We start from the raw sequence: 20,732 nt of genomic DNA on the forward strand, positions 1-20,732 counted from the left end.
TGCGCCGTCGGATGGGCAGTATCTTCCATCGAGCGGGGCGAAACAACGACGGCCAGGATTTGTTCCGACGGAGACTATCGCGGCGGCGAAAAATGTTTCAACATGGCGAACCGCGGGTGTTCCATCGTTTTCCTCGATTCCCAAATCCTGACCGGCTGTCATGCACTACGACCTTCTCCGTTCCCTGCTTTTCCGTTTCGATCCCGAAACCGCCCATCACTTGAGCCTGACGGCCTTGCGGCAACTCGCCCGGCTGGGTGCCTTGAATCCGGTGCGCCAGGCCTTGCCGCCCAAGTCCCTCAGGGTGATGGGGCTGGAGTTCCCCAATCCCGTCGGTTTGGCCGCCGGCCTGGACAAGAACGGCGACTGCATCGACGGGATGGCCGCGTTGGGTTTCGGCTTCCTGGAGATCGGCACCGTCACGCCCAAACCGCAGCCGGGCAATCCCCGGCCGCGGCTGTTCCGTTTGGTGGAGCAGGAAGCGCTGATCAACCGCCTGGGCTTCAACAACCTGGGCGTGGAGCATCTGGTCGAGCGGGTCAAGGCGCGGCGCTCGCAGGTGGTGCTGGGCATCAACATCGGCAAGAACGTGTTCACGCCGGTGGAAAACGCGCTGGACGACTACCGCCTGTGCCTGCGGCAGGTCTATGCCCATGCCGACTACGTGACCGTCAACATCTCCTCGCCCAACACGCCGGGCCTGCGCACGCTGCAACTGGGCGAGTCGCTGAATGGACTGCTGGCGGGGCTGGCGGAAACGCGCGAGGAGTTGGCGGATGAGCACGGCCGGCGCGTGCCGCTGGCGGTGAAGATCGCGCCGGATCTGGCGGACGAGGATTTGCCGGAGTTGGCGGAAACCCTGCTGAAAAACGGCGTGGACGCGGTGATCGCCACCAACACCACGCTGGATCGCAGCAAGGTTCAGGGCTCGCCTTACGCGCAGGAGGCCGGTGGACTGAGTGGCCGGCCCCTGCTGGAACGGTCGACGGCGGTGGTCGCCCGCCTGGCGGAGATCCTGCGCGGCGAACTGCCCATCGTCGCCTGCGGCGGCATCTTCGGCGCCGCGGACGCGCAGGCCAAGTTCGCCGCCGGCGCCGCGCTGGTGCAGGTCTACAGCGGCTTCATCTACCGCGGCCCGGATCTGATCAGGGAAATCGTCGAGTCGCTGCCGGAGCGCTAGCGGCCGGCCCGCAAACCGGCCGAGCCCGGCAGGGGCCCCGGCCGGCGGTATGCTCAGCTCTCCGGATAGGGCAGATAATGCCGCCAACCGACCTCGTTGCGCTCCTGTTCCTGCTTGAGCGTCGCCGGATCCCAGCCGCCGCCCAAGGCCTTGACCAGCAGCACCGAGGCGGTCAGCCGCCGCCCCTGGACGCCGATGGCGGCTCGTTCATTCACCAGCGCCTGGGTCTGCGCCGTGAGCACGTTCTGGAAGCTGACGGTGCCGGCCTTGTACTGATTGGTGGTCAACTGGACGGCTTCCTGACCGGTCTTGACCGACAATTCCAGCGACTTGGCCTCGGACTCGAGCGCGTGCAGGGCGGCCAGGTTGTCCTCGACCTCCTGCAAGCCGGTCAATACCGCTTGCCGGTAGGCGGCCGTGGTCGCTTCGTGGCCGGCGATGGCCTGCTTCAACTGGGAATTCTTGGAGCCGCCTTCGAACAAGGGTAAGGCGGCGGCGGCCGGCCCCAGGGCCCAGTACTGGCTGGCCGTGGTGAACAGGCGTTCGATCTGGGTGTTCTGGAAGCCGATGGTGGAATTGATGGTGACGTTGGGGAAAAACGCCGCACGCGCCGCGCCGATCTGGGCATTGGCCGCGATCACCTGCTGTTCCGCTGCGGCGATGTCCGGCCGCCGTTCGAGCAGGGTGGACGGCAAGGCGGCCGGCAGGCTCGGCAAGCCGGCCAGGGACGGCGAAGCTTCGATCGTGAGTTCGGACGGGGCCTTGCCGATCAGCACGGCGATGGCGTGTTCCAGTTGGGAACGCTGCACATCGAGATCCGTGGCCTGCGCCTCCGTAAACGTGAGCTGGGTCTCCGCCTGCACCACGTCCGCCTTGCTCACCACGCCCGCCGCATAGCGGTTGCGGGTGAGTGTCAGCGTCTTGCGGTAGGCCTCGACGCTGGTGTTCAGGACGGTCTTCTGCGCATCCAGGCTGCGCAGCTGGAAATAGTTCTGCGCCAGTTGCGACTGCAGAGACAGCCTGAGCGCCTGCATGGTCGCGGCGCTGGCGGCGGCGGTCGCCTCGCCGGCTTCGACCTGGCGGCGGATGCGTCCCCAGAGATCCAGTTCCCAGGCGGCGGCGGCGGCGGTATTGAATATCTCCCGGACGCCGGGAACGACCTGGTTTTGCCCCTGGGCCTGGATGGAGCGGTTGAAGCTGGCCGAGCCGTTGATCCGTGGAAACAGGCCCGCCCGCGTGTTCTCCACCAGCGCCGACGACTGGCGGAACTGCGCCTCGGCCTGCGCCAGCGACAGGTTGGCCGGGATCTGCCGTTCCAGCTCGTTCAGCAGCGGATCCCCGTAGATTTCCCACCAGTTGCCCGCGATGGGCTGTTCGTCGGCCCTAGCGACCTTCCAGTCCGGCGGCAACTCCCTGAACTTCTCCGGCACGTTCAAAGCGGGACGTTGATAGTCGGGCCCGACGGCGCAGGCCTGCAGCAACAGGGTGGCGGCGAACAGCGCGCCGCCCGTGAGGGTACGTTTAGATGGCCTCATGCGGTTTTTCTAGATTTTCAGGAGTAGAAGGCTTGAAAGTGCGGATGCACCACCAGCGGAAGCGGTCCAGGTAGAGATAAACGACCGGGGTCGTGTACAGGGTCAGCACTTGGCTGACCAGCAGTCCGCCGACGATGGAGATGCCCAAAGGCTGACGCATCTCCGCGCCGTCGCCGCTGCCCAGGGCGAGCGGCAGGGCGCCGACCAGGGCCGCCAGGGTGGTCATCAGGATGGGACGGAAACGCATCCGGCAGGCGGCGAAGATGGCTTCGCGCGGCGCCAGGCCTTGTTCGCGTTCGGCTTGCAAGGCGTAGTCGATCATCATGATGGCGTTCTTCTTCACGATGCCGATGAGCATGATCACGCCGATGAAGGCGATCAGGCTGAATTCGGTCTTGCACACCAGCAGGGCCAGCAGCGCGCCAACGCCGGCCGACGGCAGCGTGGAGATGATGGTCAAGGGATGCACATAGCTTTCGTAAAGGATGCCCAGCACTACGTAGATCGCCAGCAGGGCGGTGAGGATCAGCCAGGGCTGGCTGTCCAGCGACTCCTTGAAGGCTTTGGCCGTGCCCTGGAAACCGCCGTGCAGCGAGGCGGGGGCGCCGAGCGAGGCCACCGTGTCCTCGATGATGAGCGCGGCGTCCGAGAGGGAAATGCCGGGTTTGAGGTTGAACGAAATCGTGGCGGCGGCCGCGGTCCCGTGGTGATTGATTTCCTGCGGCGCGGTGCCGCGCTCCAGGGTCACGAAGTTAGCCAGCGGAATCTGCCGGGCTTCGGGATACTGGGCGCTGGGCGGCACGCTGACGTAGAGTTGCTGCAAAGCCTCGGGGCTCTGCCAGTGGGCCGGATCCAGCTCCATGATGACGCGGTACTGGTTGAGCGCATTGTAGATCACCGAGACCGGGCGTTGGCCGAAGGCATCGTTGAGCGTCTGGTCGATCAGCTCCTGCTTCACCCCCAGGCGGTAGGCGGCGTCGCGGTTGACGACCAGCCTGAGCTCCTGGCCTTTCTCCTGCAGGTCGGAGCCGACGTCGTCCAGTTCCGGTCGTTTCGACAGCGCTTCGACGAGGCGCGGGGTCCAGTAGCGCAGTTCGGCCAGGTCGCCGGACTCCAGCGTGTACTGGAAGCTGCCCGGCGAGAAGCGTCCGCCGGTGCGCACGTCCTGGGCCTGGAACAGGAACAGCCTGACGCCCGGTATCTTGCCGAACTGAGCGCGCAGACGCGCCAGCACCTCGTTGGAACTGCGGCTGCTGCGCTCGCCCAAGGGCTTGAGCAGGACGTTGAAGCCGGGGCCGCCGCCGCCGGTAAAGCCGGCCACCGTCTTCACGTCCGGATCGCGCGACGCCCGTTCCAGGGCGTCGGCGAGCTTTTGCCGTATCAGCCCGAAGGCCAGGTTAGGATCGGTCTGCAGGCCGCCGATCAGCCGGCCGGTATCCTGTTCCGGAAAGAAGCCCTTGGGCACGACGGTGTAGAGATAGACGTTGAGGCCCACGGCCGATACCAGCAGGAGCAGCACCAGCCGCCCATGGGAAAGCGCCCAGCTCAGCGAGCGGCTGTAGCCGTTCAACAGGCATTGAAATCCGGCATCCAGCCCGCGGAAGAATCGCCCCTGTTCCGCCGGAGACTTTGTTTCGTGCTTCAGGAAACGGGAACACAGCATGGGCGTGAGCGTGACCGATACCACCAGGGACACGATCACGGCGGCGCCCAGGGTCACGGCGAACTCGCGGAACATGCGCCCGACGATGCCGCCCATCAGCAGTATGGGGAGGAACACGGCGAGCAGGGCCAGGCTCATGGAAATCACCGTGGGAGCCACTTCGCGGGCGCCCTCGATGGCCGCCCGCATGGGAGGGATACCCTCCTCGATCTTGCGGGAGATGTTCTCCAGCACCACGATGGCGTCGTCCACCACGAAGCCGGTGCCCACGGCCAAGGCCATGAGGGACAGGTTGTCCAGGCTGAAGCCGCACAGATACATCACGGCGAAGCTGCCGATCAGGGAAACCGGTATGGCGACCGACGGAATCAGGGTGGAGCGCAGATTGCGCAGGAACAGGAACACCACGATCATCACCAGCCCGACGGACAGCGCCAGGCAGTGCTCCACCTCGCGCAGCGAAGCCTTGATGGTGCGGGTGCGCTCCATCAGTACCTCGATGTCGGCCGCCGCCGGCAATCCGGCCTCCAGCTCGGGCAGCAGGCCCAGCACGCGCTCCACGGTGGCCACGATGTTGGCGTCGGGCTGCTTGTAGACGCGCACCACCACGGCCGGATGGCCATTGGCATAGCCGGCGTTGCGCAGGTTCTCCACCGAATCGACGACGTTGCCGAGATCGCTCAGGCGCACCGGCGCGCCCTCGCGGTAGGCGACGATCAAGGGGAGATAGTCGGCGGCCGTTCGGGCCTGGTCGTTGACCTGGAGCTCCCAGCGCTTGTCTCCCTCTTCGATCTGGCCCTTGGGACGGTTGACGTTGGCCGCGTTGATCGCCGCCCGCACGTCCTCGAGCCCCACGCCGTATTTGGCGAGCGCGCCCGGATTGAGTTCCACCCGCACGGCCGGCAGCGAGGAGCCGCCGACCTCGACCAGGCCCACGCCGGGGATCTGGGAGATGCGCTGGGCCAGGATGGTCGAGGCCAAATCGTAAAGATTGCCGCGGTCCATCACGTCGGACATCACCGCCATCTCGATGACCGGCTGATCCGCCGGATTGTATTTGCGAAAGCTGGGCTGGGTCGGGAGATTGGCCGGCAACTGGGCGCGGGCCGCGTTGATCGCGGCCTGCACGTCGCGCATGGCGCCGTTGATGTCGCGCGACAGTTCGAATTGCAGGGATATGCGGGTGCCGCCCTGTCCGCTGGAGGAAGTCATTTCGCTCAGGCCGGCGATGCGCCCCAAGGTACGCTCCAGCGGCGTGGCCATGGTGGCCGCCATGGTCTCCGGATTGGCGCCGGGCAGCCGGGCGTCCACCGAGATGGTCGGAAAGTCCACCATGGGCATGGGCGCCACCGGCAGTTGCAGATAGGCGACGATGCCCGCCAGCAGGATGGCGATGGCCAGCAGACTGGTCGTGACCGGCCGGCGGATGAAGATTTCTATGCCCATGCGTGTGCCTACATCAATAGGATGTGCTGAACGCCGTGAAGCGCATCATCGCTCCTCCAACTCAGGTGCCCGCATCGACTGCCGCCGCGCCCACGCCGAACAGGCGGCGCTTGAGCCGGTCGAAGGCGAGGTAGATCACCGGCGTGGTGAACAGGGTCAGCAGCTGGCTGAGGATCAGGCCGCCCACCATGGTGAGCCCCAGGGGATGGCGCAACTCGGAGCCCACGCCGCTGCCTATCATCAGCGGCAGGGCGCCCAGCAGCGCGGCCAGGGTGGTCATCAGGATGGGACGGAAACGCAGCAGGCAGGCCTGCACGATGGCCTCGCGCGGCGGCTTGCCCTCGTTCCGCTCGGCGTCGAGGGCGAAATCGATCATCATGATGGCGTTCTTCTTGACGATGCCGATCAGCAGGATGATGCCGATGATGGCCACGATGCCCAGATCCGATCCCGCCAGCATCAAGGCCAGCAGGGCACCGACCCCGGCCGAGGGCAGGGTCGAGAGTATGGTCAGCGGATGGATGTAGCTCTCGTACAGCACGCCCAGCACGATATAGACCGTCACGATGGCCGCCAGGATCAGCCACAGCGTGCCGGCGAGGGAGTCGCGGAAGGCCGAGGTGGAGCCGTGGAATTCGGTGCGTATGGACAGGGGCATGCCGATCTCGGCCTCGGCCCGCTCGATCGCGCGCACGGCCTGTTCCAGGGAATAGCCGGACGCCAGGTTGAACGACAGGGTGGTGGCCGGGAACTGGGCCAGACGGTTGATCACCAGGGGCGCGGTGCGTTCCTCGACGCGGGCCAGGGCGGTCAAAGGCACCTGCGCCCCGCTGGAGGACGGCACGCGCAGGTCGTTGAGCGCCGCCAGCCCGTTGCCGGAAGGCCGGTCGACTTCCAGCACCACCCGGTACTGGTTCGACTGGGTGTAGATGGTCGACACCAGGCGCTGGCCGAAGGCGCTATACAAGGTGTTGTCTATGGCCTGCAGCGACACGCCCAGGCGCGAGGCGGTGGCGCGGTCGATTTCGACGTACGCCTGCAAGCCGGAATCCTGCAGGTCGCTGGTGATGTCTTCAAGCTCCGGCGCGTCCGCCAGACTATCCAGCAGCGTCCGGGTCCAGCGGCTCAGCTCCGCGCCGTTGGTCGAGCCCAGGGTGAACTGGTACTGGGTGCGGCTGACCCGGCTTTCTATGGTCAGATCCTGCACCGGCTGCAGATAGGCCTTGATCTCCGGGACCTCGGCCAGCCGCTCGCGCAGGCGCGCGCTCACCGCGACGATGGAGGTCTGGCGCGCATCCAGCGGTTTGAGGGTCACGAGCAGGCGACCGCTGTTGAGCGTGGTATTGACGCCGTCCACGCCGACGAAGGAAGACACGCTGTCCACCGCCGGATCCTGCAGGATGGCCTCGCTCAGCGCCTGCTGGCGCTCGGCCATGGCCGGGAAGGAGATGCTGGGCGCCGCTTCCGAGACGACCTGGATCACGCCGGTGTCCTGTACGGGGAAGAAGCCCTTGGGTATCGCCACGTACAGCAGCACGGTGACCGCCAGGGTGAGCAGCGCCACCAGCAGGGTCGCGCCCTGCCGCTCCAGCACCCAGTCCAGGGCCGCGCCGTAGGCGTTCACCAGGCGGTCGAAGCCGCGGCCGACGGCCCGCAGAAACGCACCTTCCTGATTCTCGCGGTCATGGGTCAGCAGCTTGGCGCACATCATGGGCGTGAGGCTCAGCGAGATGGCCGCCGAAATCAGGATGGCCACCGCCAGGGTGATGGCGAATTCGCGGAACAGCCGTCCGACCACGTCGCCCATAAACAGCAGAGGGATCAGCACCGCCACCAGGGACAGGGTCAGCGACAGGATGGTGAAGCCGATCTGCTCCGAGCCCTTGAGCGCGGCCTTGAGCGGCGACTCGCCCTCTTCGATGTAGCGGGCGATGTTCTCGATCACCACGATGGCGTCGTCCACCACGAAACCGGTGGCGATGGTCAGGGCCATCAAGGTCAGGTTGTTGATGCTGAAGCCGGCCAGATACATGACCGTGAAGGTGCCGACCAGGGACAGCGGCACGACGATGGCCGGGATGGTGGTGGCGCGGACGCTGCGCAGGAACAGGAAGATGACCAGGATCACCAGGGCGATGGACAGCAGCAGCTCGTGCTGGACGTCGCGCACCGAGGCGCGGATGGTGTCGGTGCGGTCGGTGAGCTGGACGAGCTGCACCGAATTCGGCAGGTCGGCGCGCAATTCGGGCAGCAGGCGCTTGATGCGGTCGGCCACCTCGATGACGTTGGTGCCCGGCTGGCGCTGGATGTTGATGAGAATGGCCGGCGTGCGGTTGGCCCAGGCGGCCAGGTGGAGGTTTTCCACGTCGTCCACGATCTGGGCCACGTCGCTCAGGCGCACCGGCGCGCCGTTGCGGTAGGCCACGATGATGCGCGCGTATTCGGCTGCGGACTGCAGCTGGTCGTTGGCGTTGATGGTCTCCGTACGGCTGGCGGTTTCCACCGTACCCTTGGGCGTATTGACGTTGGCGCTGGCGATGCCGCCGCGCAGGTCTTCCAGGCTCAGGCCATAGGCCGCCAGCGCCTTGGGATTGGCCTGCACGCGCACCGCCGGACGCTGGCCGCCGCTGATCTTGACCAGGCCAACGCCCGAGATTTGCGAGATCTTCTGGGCCAGGCGGGTGTCCACCAGTTCCTGCACCCGCGACAGGGGCAGCTCGCGGGTGGTGACGGCGAAGCTCAGGATGGGCGCGTCGGCCGGGTTGACCTTGTTGTAGATGGGCGGTGCCGGCAGATCGTTGGGCAGGAAACTGCCGGCCGCGTTGATGGCGGCCTGCACGTCCTGCTCGGCCACGTCGATGTCCAGCCCCAGGGCGAAGCGCAGCACGATGACCGAGGCGCCCCCGGAGCTGGTGGACGACAACTGGGTCAGGCCCGGAATCTGGCCGAATTGCCGCTCCAGCGGGGCCGTCACCGTGGAGGCCATCACTTCCGGGCCGGCGCCGGGATAAAAGGTAACGACCTGGATGGTGGGGTAGTCGACCTGGGGCAGGGCGGAAACCGGCAGGATGCGGTAGGCCAGCACCCCGAGCAGCAGCAGGGCCGCCATCAGCAGCGAGGTGGCGACCGGGCGCAGGATAAAAGGTTTGGACAGATTCACTGCGCGCGCCTACGGCGTTTTTCGCCGGGCGGACCGGCCTCGCCGGCCGGCGCCTCGTCGGCGGAGACCAGCGCCTTGGCGGCCGTGGGCTTGGCGGACTCCGGCGTGATCACCTGCACGGCCAGGCCGTCGCGCAAGCGGTCCGTGCCTTCGACCACCACCTGCGCCCCGGGCTTCAGGCCGTCGAGCACGGCAATGCGCTCGCCGTCGCGCGGGCCCAGGGTCAGGGTCTGCAGCTTGACCTTACCGTCGGCGCCGACCAGATAGGCGAAATCGCCCTGGCTGCCGCGCTGCACGGCGGCGGCCGGAATGACGGTGGCATCGCGCAGCGGATCCAGGTTCATGCGCACGTTGACGAACTGGTTGGCGAACAACACGCCTTCGTCGTTGGGAAAGATGGCCTTGAGCTTGACCGTGCCGGTCGCGGTATCGATCTGGTTGTCGACCGCCAGCAGCGTGCCCTGGGCCAGCCGGGCGCTGCCGCTGCGGTCGTAGGCTTCGGTGGTGACGGTCTTGCTGCTGCGTAATTGGGCCATCACCCGGGGCAGCTTGTCCTCGGGCAGGGTGAACACCGCGGAGATCGGCTGGGTCTGGGAGATCACCACCAGGGCGTTCTGGTCGTTGGCGCGCACCACGTTGCCGGGATCGACCAGGCGCAGTCCGGCGCGTCCCGAGATCGGAGAGGTGATGCGGCAATAGGTCAACTGCAGTTTGATCGCCGCGATCTGGCCCTTGTCCACTTTCACGGCCGCTTCGTATTGCCGGACCAGGGCCGTCTGGCCTGCGACCTGCTGGGTGGCGATGGAATCCTGCTGCAGCAGGACCTGGTAGCGCTGCAGATCGGCCTTGGCGTTTTCCAGCAGCGCTTCGTCGCGCGCCAGTTGCCCTTCGGCCTGGGTCAGCTGGGCTTCGAAGGGGCGCGGGTCGATTTCCGCCAGCAGATCGCCTTTCTTGACCGGTTGACCTTCCGTGAAATGCACGCTCAGCAACTCGCCCTCCACCCGCGAACGTACCGTCACGGTATTCAGGGAGGTGACGGTGCCCAGGCCGTCGAGGTGGACGGGGATGTCGCCCCGTACGGCCAGGGCGGTGGCGACCGGCACCGCCGGCGGCGGACCGCCGCGCCGTGCATCGCCGCCGGCGCCGGGCCGACCGGGACCGCCCGGTCGCGGACCGGCCTGTTCGGGCCCCGACGAGGGGTAGAAAAAATATCCCGCGGTCGCCAGTGCGAGAACCAGGAGGGTCAAAGGCACGGCCTTGCTGCGGCGGGAGGGAGAGACTGGTCGCGTAATCTTGAGGGGGGTTTCGTTGGGCATATAGCTGCTAGACAGCAGTTCATATCGCTAGGCTGCGGGTAATCGTGTCCCTGAAATTGCCCGCAGTGTGGTTGTCCGAAGGATAATTCCGGGCCGATGACCGTCCCTGACCCGGACCGGCGTGTGTGCCTGTTATCCGCGCGTTCTCGGCGCAGACTCTCTGTCGCGCCGTCCCCGTCCGGATCCGCTATCCGATACGACTTCTGCGTAAGCCGAGAGGTTCACTGCGATGGGTGGTTTTCATGACGGGACTCCGCGCGGGGTGTGGTAGGAGCGGCTCGCCCGTCCTTGGCGAATAGCTTGCTACAGGGCTGTGTAAACGGGTGTAAAAGAATTGTAAATCTGGGTAAAGATCGGCCTGGAAAGTCAGGATGAGCCGGGGCGGCGCAAACGGAAGCGCTCGGACTATTAAGCAAGGCTCGCGCCAAAAACGGCGACGGGCCTCAATTCATGCCGGCAGCCCGGGAAATCGCCATTCCCGTCGGCCACCATCGAAGCGCCGTAGCCTTGGGACGGCCCCTGGGTGCGGCAGCGCTGCTGGAATTCGAACACCGATGCTGAATTGATGTTGATAAACCAGCACCGACGGACGAGCGAAAACCGGTAGGCAGACACTAGGAATACGAGTCGTAGATATCCTTGAACGCAGAAGCTTCCTTGGAAAATACGCTCATGATCTCCGGGTCGAAATGACCGGGCAGGGTTCGTCCGTCGCCTTTGCGGATGATGTCGACGGTCGTTTCGTGATCGATCGCCGCCTTATAGGGCCTCCTGCTGCGCAACGCGTCGTAAATATCCGCCACGGCCATGATACGGGCCGGCAGGGGAATTTCCTCGCCCTTCAGGCCGCGAGGATATCCGCTGCCGTCCCAACGCTCATGGTGGCCCCCCGCCACCGTCATGCCCATTTGCAGGTAAGGGGAACTCCCCGCGGAAAGCATGTGCTCACCCAGTTCCGCATGGGACCTCATGATGGCGAGTTCCTCGCCGTGCAGCGTGCCGGGTTTGAGCAGGATGGCGTCGGGAATTCCAATTTTGCCGACATCGTGCATGGGCGCGGCAAAGAAGATGCGATCCTGAAATTCCCGGTCGGCGCCCAGCGCCGCCGCCAGGTGTTTGCAGTAGTAACTGGTGCGTTCGATGTGGCCGCCGGTCTGCTCGTCGCGGTATTCCGTAGCCTTGACCAACAGTCGAACGGTTTCGATAAAGGCGTCGCGCAACGGGGCCGTATTCTTGCTCATATCATCTTCCGTAAGCTTTGCGTTCACGACCGGGGCGTCCGACCAGTCCGAGCCTGCCCCGGCCAGGCTCCGCAACGGCAACAGAGGGCATTTCCCGGCAGGCATCCCGCGCGGTTTTATCGAGGCCGGCCTCCTGCCGTCCTCGATCTCTTCCCGCGGCGTGCGGCCAGCCAGGCCCTCGTTAGGCGATAGGATCATGAGCAGCACGGGCGGGCGCCGCCTGCGGTTAAGCTCCGTCAGGCATTTCCTGTTGGACAGCCCGTCCATCACGACCACCTCGAGCTCCCGCGCAACCTCCGGAATTTCGATGCCGTTCAGGAGTTTCGCCAGCATTCGTCGGACGAACCCGCGTTTCACCCGTATCGAGATGCATGCCATGGTTATGCCCTCAATTCCATTGCCCGTGCTCGGCCGTGCCCCCTCAGGATAGGGCCGCCGGGCGGCAGCCCGTCCGGTTCGGCTACACCGGCATGCACCGTTTCCGCCACGCATACAGCCCGTTTCGGAAGATTCCATGCGAACGACGGAGTAGGCGACGGCCGTTCCAAATGAGTGTCTCAGAAACGCTACATCATTCGCGTTCAGGGCGCCATCCGGAGATTCCGTAATCATGGCGCCGTCGTCGGGCCATGCGCAATCCGGCCGCCCCGGTAGCTGGCGGCCAACCCATCGAGATCGGGGGCTTTGCCCTGCGATCCTAGGGGGCGGCCCTGGGCTCCCGCCGGGCAGCCACTTCCCGGCCCAGTTGGAAGGCCGCCATGGCGTAGAGCGGACTGTGGTTGTAACGGGTAATGACTTCGAAGTTGTGCAGGGTGAGCCAGTATTCGAGACCGGACTCACCCTCGAGCGACAGCAGCTTGTAGCGCGCCGCCCCTGGAGGCACTGCGCCGGCGGGTCGTACGCCGAAGCGTAGCAACTCGGGCAGTGTATGGCTGGATGCCACATCTTGCCCCAACAGGCGGGAAAAGGCGTTGCCGGCCACCTTGGCGGGCAGCGCGACCGACCCGCCGCTTTGCCAGCCGTTCTCCGCGAAATAGCGGGCCACGCTGGCGATGGCGTCGGCCGGATTGCCCCAGATGTCACGCTTGCCGTCGCGTTCCAGGTCGGCGGCATAGTTTCGGTAGCTGCTCGGCATGAATTGCGGCAATCCCATCGCGCCGGCATAAGACCCCTTGAGCAGCAGCGGGTCCACGCCTTCTTCCCGGCACAGGAGGAGAAAGGCTTCCAGTTCCTTGCGGAAGAAATCGGCCCGGCGCGGGTAGTCGAAGGCCAGGGTGGACAAGGCGTCGATTACGCGATAGTTGCCGGTGCGCTTGCCGTAGGTGGTTTCCACGCCGAGGATGGCGACGACCATCTCGGGAGCCACGCCGTAACGGTCCTGGGCCTGCTCCAGCGCGGCGCGGTTGGCGCTCCAGAAGTTCGCCCCGGCCTGTATTCGCTTTTCGGTGAGGAATATCTTGCGGTACTCCCGCCAGGGCTTGGCTTCGGCCGGCTTGCTGATGGATTCCAATACCTTGTCCTGGAGGTCCACCTGGCGGAACAGATTTTCCAGTTCGGCCGGCGCGAAACGATGGCGGGCGCTCACCTCCTGCATGAAGGCCCGGACGTCCGGGCGGTCGGCGATGTCGGCGACAACCGGAGCGCAGACGGCCTGAGCCAGCGCGAACGAAATCAGTGCGGTGACGGGTTTCATGGCTTCAGTTCGACGGGTACCGGTTGTGGGTCTGGATGGACATCAGGATACCGAAGCCGGCCAGCAGGGTCACCATGGAGGTGCCGCCGTAGCTGACCAGAGGCAGGGGCACGCCGACCACCGGCAAAATGCCGATGACCATGCCGGTGTTGACGAAGATATAGACGAAGAAGGTGACGGTCAGCGCGCCGCTCAGCAGTCGGGCGTATTTGTCCTGGGCCTGGACCACGATGTAGAAGCAGCGGCCCAGGATGAACAGATAAATACCCAACAGGCCCAGGCAGCCCAGCAGGCCGAACTCCTCGGCGAACACCGCGAAGATGAAGTCGGTCGAGCGTTCCGGCAAAAATTCCAGGTGAGACTGGGTCCCCTGCAGCCAGCCCTTGCCGTACAGTCCGCCCGAACCAATGGCGATCTTGGATTGGATAATGTGGTAGCCGCGGCCGAGCGGATCGGCCTCCGGATTGAGGAACATCAGCACGCGGTCGCGCTGGTAATCGTGCATCAGGTGCCACATGACCGGCAGCAAGGCCCCGCCCAATGCGGCCAGCGCGGCGATGTAGGCCCAGCGGAGGCCGGCCAGGAACAGCACCGCCGCCCCCGCGACGCCAACCAGGAAAGCCGTGCCGAGGTCGGGCTGTTTGGCGATCATCAGGGTCGGCAGCAGGATCAGCACGCCCGCCACCAGAACCTGGCGGAAGCGCGGCGGCACAGGCTGGGTGGCCATGAACCAGGCAAGCATCATGGGCGTCGACAGCTTGGTCATCTCCGAGGGCTGGAAGCGCACCACGCCCAGATTGAGCCAGCGCTGGGCACCCAGCGAGGTTTCTCCCATGACCATCACCGCCGCGAGCAGCAGCGCGCCGAGGCCGTAGAGCACTGGGCTGTAGGCGCGCAAATGGCGCGGGTGTATCTGCGCGATGACCGTCATCACGCCCAGCGCCAATCCCAGGCGGCCCGCCTGGCGCAGCACCACGTCCAGCTTCTGGCCTCCGGCGCTGTAGAGGATAACCATGGCCGCACCGGACAAGGCCAGCAGACCTGCCAGCAGGGGCCAGTCGATGTGTAGGCGCTGCAGCCAATGCTGGTGAGGCGGAGAGCCGATGCGGCGATTGAGTACATCGGTTTCGAATGGCATCAGCTTCGCCCCTTCGGGATGTGGTGTAGCGAGTACTTCATAACCCGCATCCTGACTGACGGGGCGAAAAATCCTTCATGGCGTGGACGGCTTTCATATCAAGGGGATGACGAGCCGTCATGGCCGTTGAGGTAATAATCCATGAGCTTGCGCGCGATCGGAGCGGCAACGGAGCCGCCGTGACTGCCGTTTTCGGCGAGCGCCACGACGGCGATCCGCGGGGCCTCGGCCGGCGCGAAGGCGATGAACCAGGCGTGGTCCTTGAGCTTGTCCTTCACGCGCATGCGCTTGTAATCCTGGTCTTGACGCACGCTGAACACCTGGGCCGTGCCGGTCTTGCCGGCGACGCGATAAGCGAGGCCGGGAGCGATCAGCTTGGCCGTGCCGCGCTGGCTGTGCACCACGTCCGTCATGGCATCGACCACGGTATGCCAGTTGTTGGGCGAGATGTGCAAGTTCTCGCCTTTGACGGGGGGATGCGGGTTTTCCACCCCGGGCGGAGCGTCCATTTTGGCAACCAGGCGCGGCGTGACCAGCCGGCCCTGGTTGGCCAGGCTCGCCACCGCCCGGGCGAGCTGCATCGGCGTAACGGACACATAGCCCTGGCCGATGCCGGCGATCACCGTCTCGCCTGCAAACCAGGGCTGCTTGCGGTATTTGCGCTTCCATTCCGGAGAGGGGTAGAGGCCGGGTTTTTCGCCGTCCAGGTCGACGCCGGTTTCCCGGCCGAAGCCGAAACGCTGCATGAAATCGTGCATGCGGTCTATGCCCAGTTGCAGGGCCAGTTGGTAGAAATAGACGTCGCAGGACTGGGTGATGGCCGACTGCATGTCCACGGAACCGTGGCCGAATTTGGTCCAGTCGCGGTATTTGTGCGAGGAACCGGGCAGGCGAAAGTAGCCGGGGCAGAAGATCCTGCCCCCCGCACCGATTTGTCCCGTCTCCAATCCCGCCAGAGCCATGAAGGGCTTGACCGTGGAGCCCGGCGGATAGATGCCGCGCAGCACGCGGTTGTACAGCGGACGGTCGGGCGAGGCCTGCAGGGCTTCATAATCGGCCCGGCGTATGCCCTGGATGAAGGGATTGGGATCGAAGCTGGGTTTGCTGACCAGGGCCAGCACCTGGCCGGTCGCCGGATCCAGCGCGACCACCGCGCCGTTGTAATCGCCCAGGGCGTCGTAGGCGATCTTCTGCATCTTGATGTCCAGGCTCAGATGCAGATCCGCGCCGGACTGGGGTTCGTTCTGGCCGATCACGTTGATCGACCGGCCTTCCACGTTGGTTTCCAGTTCCTCGTAGCCGGTCTTGCCGTGCAGCACCGATTCGTAGGCCTTTTCCACGCCGTTCTTGCCGATGTGGTAGGTGCCGCTGTAGACGGAGGGGTCGAGCTGCTGCAGTTCGGCCTCGCTGATGCGGCCGACATAGCCGACCACATGGGCGGTGAGCTCGCCGTAAGGGTAAGTGCGCAGCAGCCGGGCCTTGACCTCGACGCCCGGGAAATGGGGCATGCGCACCGAAAAGCGGGCGATCTCCTCCTCGCTGAGCTGCAGGCGCAGGGGCACGCTCTCGAAAGTCTTGCGGCGATGGCGCAGGGCGTGGAAGCGGGCGATCTCCTCGTCGCTGACGTTGAGCAGAGTCTTCAGCTCCGCCAGGGTGGCGTTCAGGTCGGACGTGCGGTCGGGAATGATTTCCAGGCTGTAGGTCGGGATATTGTCGGCCAGCACTTCGCCGTTGCGGTCATAAATCATGCCGCGCGTGGGCGGCAGCGGGGCGATCTTCACCCAGTTGTCGCGCGACAGCGTCGCATAGTGTTCGTGCCCCACGACCTGCAGGTAGACCAGCCGGAGCACCAGCCCCGCCGTGGCCAGGACGATGAAGATGACGCTGGCGACGATGCGGTTGAGGAACAGGCGGTTTTCGTAGAAACGGTCCTTGGGGTTGAAGTCGAGGTTCATGCGTAAAGCCGGCACCCCGTGCGCGGACTGGATTCAGAATATGTTGAAGTAGCGCCGGACGCGCCGCAGGAGGACGAACAGGAACGGCCATAGGATCGCGCCGAACAAGGACGGCAGCCAGTAGCGCGCGTCGACGTTGGCGGCCGCCTTGACGCTTTGGGTCCAGAACATCAGCACCTGCCCCGTGAGCAATAAACCCAACACCGTCATGGCTTGCTGCGACAAGGGATAAAGCCGCAGCCGCCGGTGAAGGCGTATGCAGAAATAAGCCGTCAGCGAATAGATCAGCGCGTGCTGGCCCATCAGGCGGCCGGTCAGGACGTCGGCCAACAGGCCGGCGAACCAGGCGGTGCCCACGCCGACCCGTTCCGGGATCGCCATGTTCCAGTAAATCAGGCACAACAACACCCAATCCGGATTGTACACGGACAGCTCGTGCGGAAAGGGCAGAATGCGCATGACCATCGCCAGCATCAGGCTGACGAAGACCACGGGATAGGCGCTGCTACTTTGCGGCATGAGGCTTTTCCGGCGGTCCGGCGTTTTCCGGCTTGTGCGTCTCGGGTCCGTCCGGTATGCGCGGTATGGGCTCCGATTTGCTCCACACCAGCAGCAGCTCGCGGTTGCGATCGAGCTGCGCGACCGGCGTCGCCGTGACCTTGGCGAAGGGACTGGCCTGCGACGACACCGCATTGACGGTGGCGACCGGATAGCCCTGGGGGAACAGCCCGCCCATGCCGGACGTAACCAGCAGGTCGCCCGGCTGGATGTCTGCGTTGCCGGTGAGATAAGGCAGCGACAGCTTGTCGATCTGGCCGGTGCCCAGCGCGATGGTGCGCAGGCCGTTGCGGTTGACCTGCACGGGTATCGCATGGTTCGGGTCGGTGATGAGCATGACCTCGGCGCTGTAGGGCGTGACGCGCAGCACCTGGCCGACCACGCCGTGCGCGTCCATCACCGGCTGACCGGGATAGGCGCCGAAGCGGCTGCCCTTGTTCACCACCACCACGTGCTCGTAGGGCGCCAGGTTGACCGCCAGCAGTTCGGCGATCTGTACCTGCTCGCCCAACTTGAACGACGTTTCCAGCAGGCCGCGCAGGCGGATGTTCTCCTGCTCCAGCGCCTCGAAGCGCAGCAGCCGGGTGTTGAGCACGGCGAGCTCTTCCGCCATGGCCTCGTTTTCGTCGCGCAGGCGCGCGTTGTCCGCGAAGATGCTCTTCAAGTCCTGGAACAGGCGCACGGGCGAACTGACCAGCTGCTGAAGCGGATACACGCTGACCGCGAACGGTGTGCGCAGATCCGGCCACAGCGACTGCTTCTCCACGACCAGCAAGGCCAGCGAGGCAAACACGCAGACGAACAGCCTGAAGTTGAGGGAAGGCCCTTTGAGAAAGATCGGTTTGATGGCGCTGCCCCGCCGCGACTCGGGATGGCCGGATTATTCCAGCGAGAAGGGCGCCGAACCCTTCTCGTCGAGCAACTCCAGGACCTTGCCGCCGCCCCGAGCCACGCAGGTCAAGGGGTCTTCGGCGATAAACACCGGCAGGCCGGTCTCTTCGGCGATCAGGCGGTCGATGTCCTTGAGCAGCGCGCCGCCGCCGGTGATGAAGATGCCGCGCTCGGCCACGTCGGCGCCCAGTTCCGGCGGGGTTTGTTCCAGCGCCAGCTTGACCGCCTGCACGATGCCGGCCAAAGGCTCCTGCAGGGCTTCGAGGATTTCGTTGCTGTTGAGCACGAAGCTGCGCGGTATGCCTTCCGACAGGTTGCGGCCCTTCACCTCGATTTCCTTGACCTCGCTGCCGGGATAGGCGGTGCCGATCTCGTGCTTGATGCGTTCGGCGGTAGCTTCACCGATCAGCGTGCCGTAGTTGCGGCGCACGTAATTCATGATCGCGTCGTCCAGACGGTCGCCGCCGATGCGGACCGACGCGGAGTAGACGATGCCGTTGAGCGAAATGACGGCCACTTCCGAGGTGCCGCCGCCGATGTCGATGACCATGGAGCCGCGCGCTTCGTTGACCGGCAGGCCGGCACCGACCGCCGCGGCCATGGGCTCCTCGATCAGGTAGACTTCGCGCGCGCCGGCGCCGTAGGCCGAGTCCTTGATCGCGCGGCGCTCCACCTGGGTCGAACCGCAGGGCACACAGATCAGCACTCGCGGACTGGGGCGCAGCAGCTTGCTCTTGTGCACCTTGTGGATGAAATACTGCAGCATTTTTTCGGTAACCGTGAAGTCGGCGATCACGCCGTCCTTCAGCGGCCGGATGGCGGTGATGTTGCCGGGAGTTCTTCCCAGCATGGACTTGGCCGCGGCGCCCACCGCCGCGATGGTCTTGGAACCGCGCGCCCGGTCTTCACGGATCGCCACCACCGAGGGCTCGTTGACCACGATGCCCTGACCTCTTATATAAATCAGGGTGTTGGCGGTTCCGAGATCGATGGACAGGTCGTTGGAGAAGAATCCGCGCAGGCGTTTAAACATGTGACGATTATCCCGTGAAAAATGTTGCCAATGTAACAAGCGGTTAGGTGCGCGGGCAAGATCGAGTATGATATTTCCACCCAGTCAATAATGAGAGAGCCCCATGTCTTTAAGTGCCGAAGAGGTCAACAAAATCGCCTGGCTGGCCCGCATCGCCATCGATCCCGACAAGGTGGAGGCTTACGCCCACGACTTGTCCGGCATCCTCGACTTCGTCGAACAGATGAGCACCGTCGACACCGCCGGCGTTCCGCCCATGGCCCATCCCATGGACCAGGCCCAGCGCCTGCGGGTTGACGAGGCGACCGAGCCCAACCAGCGCGAATTGTTCCAATCCCACGCCCCCCTGGTGGAAGCCGGGCTTTATCTGGTGCCCAAGGTCATCGAATAAAGTCGGCCGGGTTAGCGCAACCCGACCCACGAAACCCACGATGTTCCTGCCGAGATCGAATTCATGCATGACAAAACCATCGCGGAGCTGTCCCTAGGACTCCGCAACAAGGATTACAGCAGCCTGGAACTGACCCAGGCCTTCCTGACCCGCATACGCGAACACAACCCCACGCTCAACGCCTACATTACCGTCACCGAAGACCGGGCGCTGGAGCAGGCCAGGGCGGCCGATGCGGCGCTGGCCGCCGGCCAGGCCACGGCCTTGACCGGCATACCGATCGCCCAGAAAGACATCTTCTGCACCCAGGGCGTACGCAGTTCCTGCGGCTCCAAGATGCTGGACAATTTCATCTCGCCCTACGACGCGACCGTGGTCGAGCGCTTCAACGCCGCCGGCGCGGTGATGCTGGGCAAGCTCAACATGGACGAGTTCGCCATGGGCTCGTCCAACGAGACCAGCTACTACGGGCCGGTCAGGAATCCCTGGGACACCGGCACGGTGCCCGGCGGTTCCTCCGGCGGCTCGGCCGCCGCCGTGTCCGCGAGACTGGCTCCCGGCGCCACCGGCACCGACACCGGCGGCTCCATCCGCCAGCCGGCTTCATTCTGCGGCATCACCGGACTCAAGCCCACCTACGGCCTGGTATCGCGCTACGGCATGATCGCCTTCGCTTCCAGCCTGGACCAGGGCGGACCGATGGCGCGCACCGCCGAGGATTGCGCCCTGATGCTGCAGACCATGGCCGGATTCGACCCGCGCGACTCTACCAGCGTCGACCGGCCGGTCGAGGATTTTTCCGCCGGCTTGAACGGCAGCCTGGACGGCCTGCGTATCGGCCTGCCCAAGGAATTCTTCGGCGAAGGTCTGGACGCCGACATCGCCCGTCTGATCGACGAAGCGGTGGCTGAATACCGCAAGCTGGGCGCCGAGGTGAAGGAAGTCGCCCTGCCCCACATGTACCTGTCCGCGCCTGCCTATTACGTCGTGGCCCCGGCGGAATGCTCGTCCAACCTCGCCCGTTTCGACGGCGTGCGCTACGGCTACCGCTGCGAAAACCCGGCCGACCTCAAAGACTTGTACACCCGCTCGCGCGGTGAAGGCTTCGGCGCCGAGGTCAAGCGCCGCATCCTGATCGGCACCTATGCCCTCTCGGCCGGCTATTACGACGCTTATTACCTCAAGGCCCAGAAGATCCGCCGCCTGATCAGCGACGACTTCCAGAAGGCCTTCCAGGAAGTCGACGTGATCCTGGGACCGACCTCGCCGTCGGTGGCGTTCCGCTTCGGCGAAAAGAGCGCCGATCCCATCGCCATGTATCTGTCGGACATCTACACCATCGCGGTAAACCTGGCCGGCCTGCCGGGCATGTCCGTGCCCATCGGGTTCTCCAAGAACCTGCCGGTGGGTCTGCAGATCATCGGCAATTATTTCTCCGAAGCCCGTTTGCTCAACGTCGCCCACCGCTACCAGCAGGTGACCGACTGGCATGCCCGTGCTCCCCAAGAATTCGCCTAAAGAGGTCTAGCCAA

14 protein-coding genes are annotated in these 20,732 nt (G+C 65.2%); 3 read left to right on the top strand and 11 right to left on the bottom strand.

The window, feature by feature from the left end; genetic code table 11:
* Positions 1-160 precede the first annotated feature (160 nt).
* Entirely contained in the window at positions 161-1,180 is a 1,020-nt protein-coding gene (locus JWZ97_RS12900) for a quinone-dependent dihydroorotate dehydrogenase (RefSeq protein ID WP_205429862.1), read from the top strand.
* A gap of 53 nt (positions 1,181-1,233) precedes the next feature.
* On the opposite strand, the gene JWZ97_RS12905 is transcribed toward JWZ97_RS12900, so the two are convergent.
* The 11 genes from JWZ97_RS12905 to JWZ97_RS12955 form a co-directional block, all read right to left on the bottom strand.
* A complete protein-coding gene (locus JWZ97_RS12905) occupies positions 1,234-2,715 on the bottom strand; it encodes an efflux transporter outer membrane subunit (RefSeq protein WP_205429864.1) in 1,482 nt (493 codons plus the stop codon).
* Positions 2,702-5,824 carry an efflux RND transporter permease subunit gene (locus JWZ97_RS12910; RefSeq protein WP_205429874.1) on the bottom strand — a complete coding sequence of 1,041 codons (3,123 nt, stop codon included), beginning with the start codon at positions 5,822-5,824 and terminating at the stop codon, positions 2,702-2,704. The genes JWZ97_RS12905 and JWZ97_RS12910 overlap by 14 nt, the downstream gene beginning before the upstream one ends.
* Positions 5,825-5,885: 61 nt before the next feature.
* Entirely contained in the window at positions 5,886-8,984 is a 3,099-nt protein-coding gene (locus JWZ97_RS12915) for an MdtB/MuxB family multidrug efflux RND transporter permease subunit (protein WP_205429876.1), read from the bottom strand.
* Positions 8,981-10,237 carry an MdtA/MuxA family multidrug efflux RND transporter periplasmic adaptor subunit gene (locus JWZ97_RS12920; protein ID WP_240342340.1) on the bottom strand — a complete coding sequence of 419 codons (1,257 nt, stop codon included), beginning with the start codon at positions 10,235-10,237 and terminating at the stop codon, positions 8,981-8,983. Before JWZ97_RS12920 ends, JWZ97_RS12915 begins: the two co-directional genes overlap by 4 nt.
* A gap of 677 nt (positions 10,238-10,914) precedes the next feature.
* Positions 10,915-11,541 carry an HD-GYP domain-containing protein gene (locus JWZ97_RS12925; protein ID WP_205429880.1) on the bottom strand — a complete coding sequence of 209 codons (627 nt, stop codon included), beginning with the start codon at positions 11,539-11,541 and terminating at the stop codon, positions 10,915-10,917.
* Positions 11,542-12,238: 697 nt separating this feature from the next.
* Entirely contained in the window at positions 12,239-13,234 is a 996-nt protein-coding gene (gene mltB / locus JWZ97_RS12930; RefSeq protein ID WP_205429882.1) for a lytic murein transglycosylase B, read from the bottom strand.
* A gap of 4 nt (positions 13,235-13,238) precedes the next feature.
* Entirely contained in the window at positions 13,239-14,372 is a 1,134-nt protein-coding gene (gene rodA / locus JWZ97_RS12935) for a rod shape-determining protein RodA (protein ID WP_205429884.1), read from the bottom strand.
* 98 nt (positions 14,373-14,470) lie between these two features.
* Entirely contained in the window at positions 14,471-16,327 is a 1,857-nt protein-coding gene (gene mrdA, locus JWZ97_RS12940; protein ID WP_205429886.1) for a penicillin-binding protein 2, read from the bottom strand.
* Between the two features lie 33 nt (positions 16,328-16,360).
* A complete protein-coding gene (gene mreD, locus JWZ97_RS12945) occupies positions 16,361-16,846 on the bottom strand; it encodes a rod shape-determining protein MreD (RefSeq protein ID WP_205429888.1) in 486 nt (161 codons plus the stop codon).
* A complete protein-coding gene (gene mreC, locus JWZ97_RS12950) occupies positions 16,833-17,678 on the bottom strand; it encodes a rod shape-determining protein MreC (RefSeq protein ID WP_240342341.1) in 846 nt (281 codons plus the stop codon). The genes mreD and mreC overlap by 14 nt, the downstream gene beginning before the upstream one ends.
* An 87-nt stretch (positions 17,679-17,765) precedes the next feature.
* Positions 17,766-18,809, bottom strand: a complete 1,044-nt coding sequence (locus JWZ97_RS12955; RefSeq protein ID WP_205429889.1) for a rod shape-determining protein — start codon at positions 18,807-18,809, stop codon at positions 17,766-17,768.
* Between the two features lie 103 nt (positions 18,810-18,912).
* Here JWZ97_RS12955 and gatC point away from each other — a divergent pair, with 103 nt between their 5' ends.
* Positions 18,913-19,200 carry an Asp-tRNA(Asn)/Glu-tRNA(Gln) amidotransferase subunit GatC gene (gatC, locus tag JWZ97_RS12960; RefSeq protein ID WP_205429891.1) on the top strand — a complete coding sequence of 96 codons (288 nt, stop codon included), beginning with the start codon at positions 18,913-18,915 and terminating at the stop codon, positions 19,198-19,200.
* 63 nt (positions 19,201-19,263) lie between these two features.
* Positions 19,264-20,718, top strand: coding sequence for an Asp-tRNA(Asn)/Glu-tRNA(Gln) amidotransferase subunit GatA (gene gatA / locus JWZ97_RS12965; protein WP_205429893.1), 1,455 nt, complete (start codon positions 19,264-19,266; stop codon positions 20,716-20,718).
* Positions 20,719-20,732 lie beyond the last annotated feature (14 nt).

The sequence above is a fragment of the Methylococcus sp. EFPC2 genome (genome assembly GCF_016925495.1).
GTDB lineage: Bacteria > Pseudomonadota > Gammaproteobacteria > Methylococcales > Methylococcaceae > EFPC2.

Coding starts and splice junctions, on each gene's coding strand:
- mrdA (WP_205429886.1), bottom strand. CDS start 16,327: ATGAACCTCGACTTCAACCCCAAGGACCGTTTCTACGAAAACCGCCTG.
- JWZ97_RS12900 (WP_205429862.1), top strand. CDS start 161: ATGCACTACGACCTTCTCCGTTCCCTGCTTTTCCGTTTCGATCCCGAA.
- mltB (WP_205429882.1), bottom strand. CDS start 13,234: ATGAAACCCGTCACCGCACTGATTTCGTTCGCGCTGGCTCAGGCCGTC.
- JWZ97_RS12955 (WP_205429889.1), bottom strand. CDS start 18,809: ATGTTTAAACGCCTGCGCGGATTCTTCTCCAACGACCTGTCCATCGAT.
- JWZ97_RS12925 (WP_205429880.1), bottom strand. CDS start 11,541: ATGAGCAAGAATACGGCCCCGTTGCGCGACGCCTTTATCGAAACCGTT.
- gatC (WP_205429891.1), top strand. CDS start 18,913: ATGTCTTTAAGTGCCGAAGAGGTCAACAAAATCGCCTGGCTGGCCCGC.
- mreD (WP_205429888.1), bottom strand. CDS start 16,846: ATGCCGCAAAGTAGCAGCGCCTATCCCGTGGTCTTCGTCAGCCTGATG.
- gatA (WP_205429893.1), top strand. CDS start 19,264: ATGCATGACAAAACCATCGCGGAGCTGTCCCTAGGACTCCGCAACAAG.
- rodA (WP_205429884.1), bottom strand. CDS start 14,372: ATGCCATTCGAAACCGATGTACTCAATCGCCGCATCGGCTCTCCGCCT.
- JWZ97_RS12910 (WP_205429874.1), bottom strand. CDS start 5,824: ATGGGCATAGAAATCTTCATCCGCCGGCCGGTCACGACCAGTCTGCTG.
- JWZ97_RS12905 (WP_205429864.1), bottom strand. CDS start 2,715: ATGAGGCCATCTAAACGTACCCTCACGGGCGGCGCGCTGTTCGCCGCC.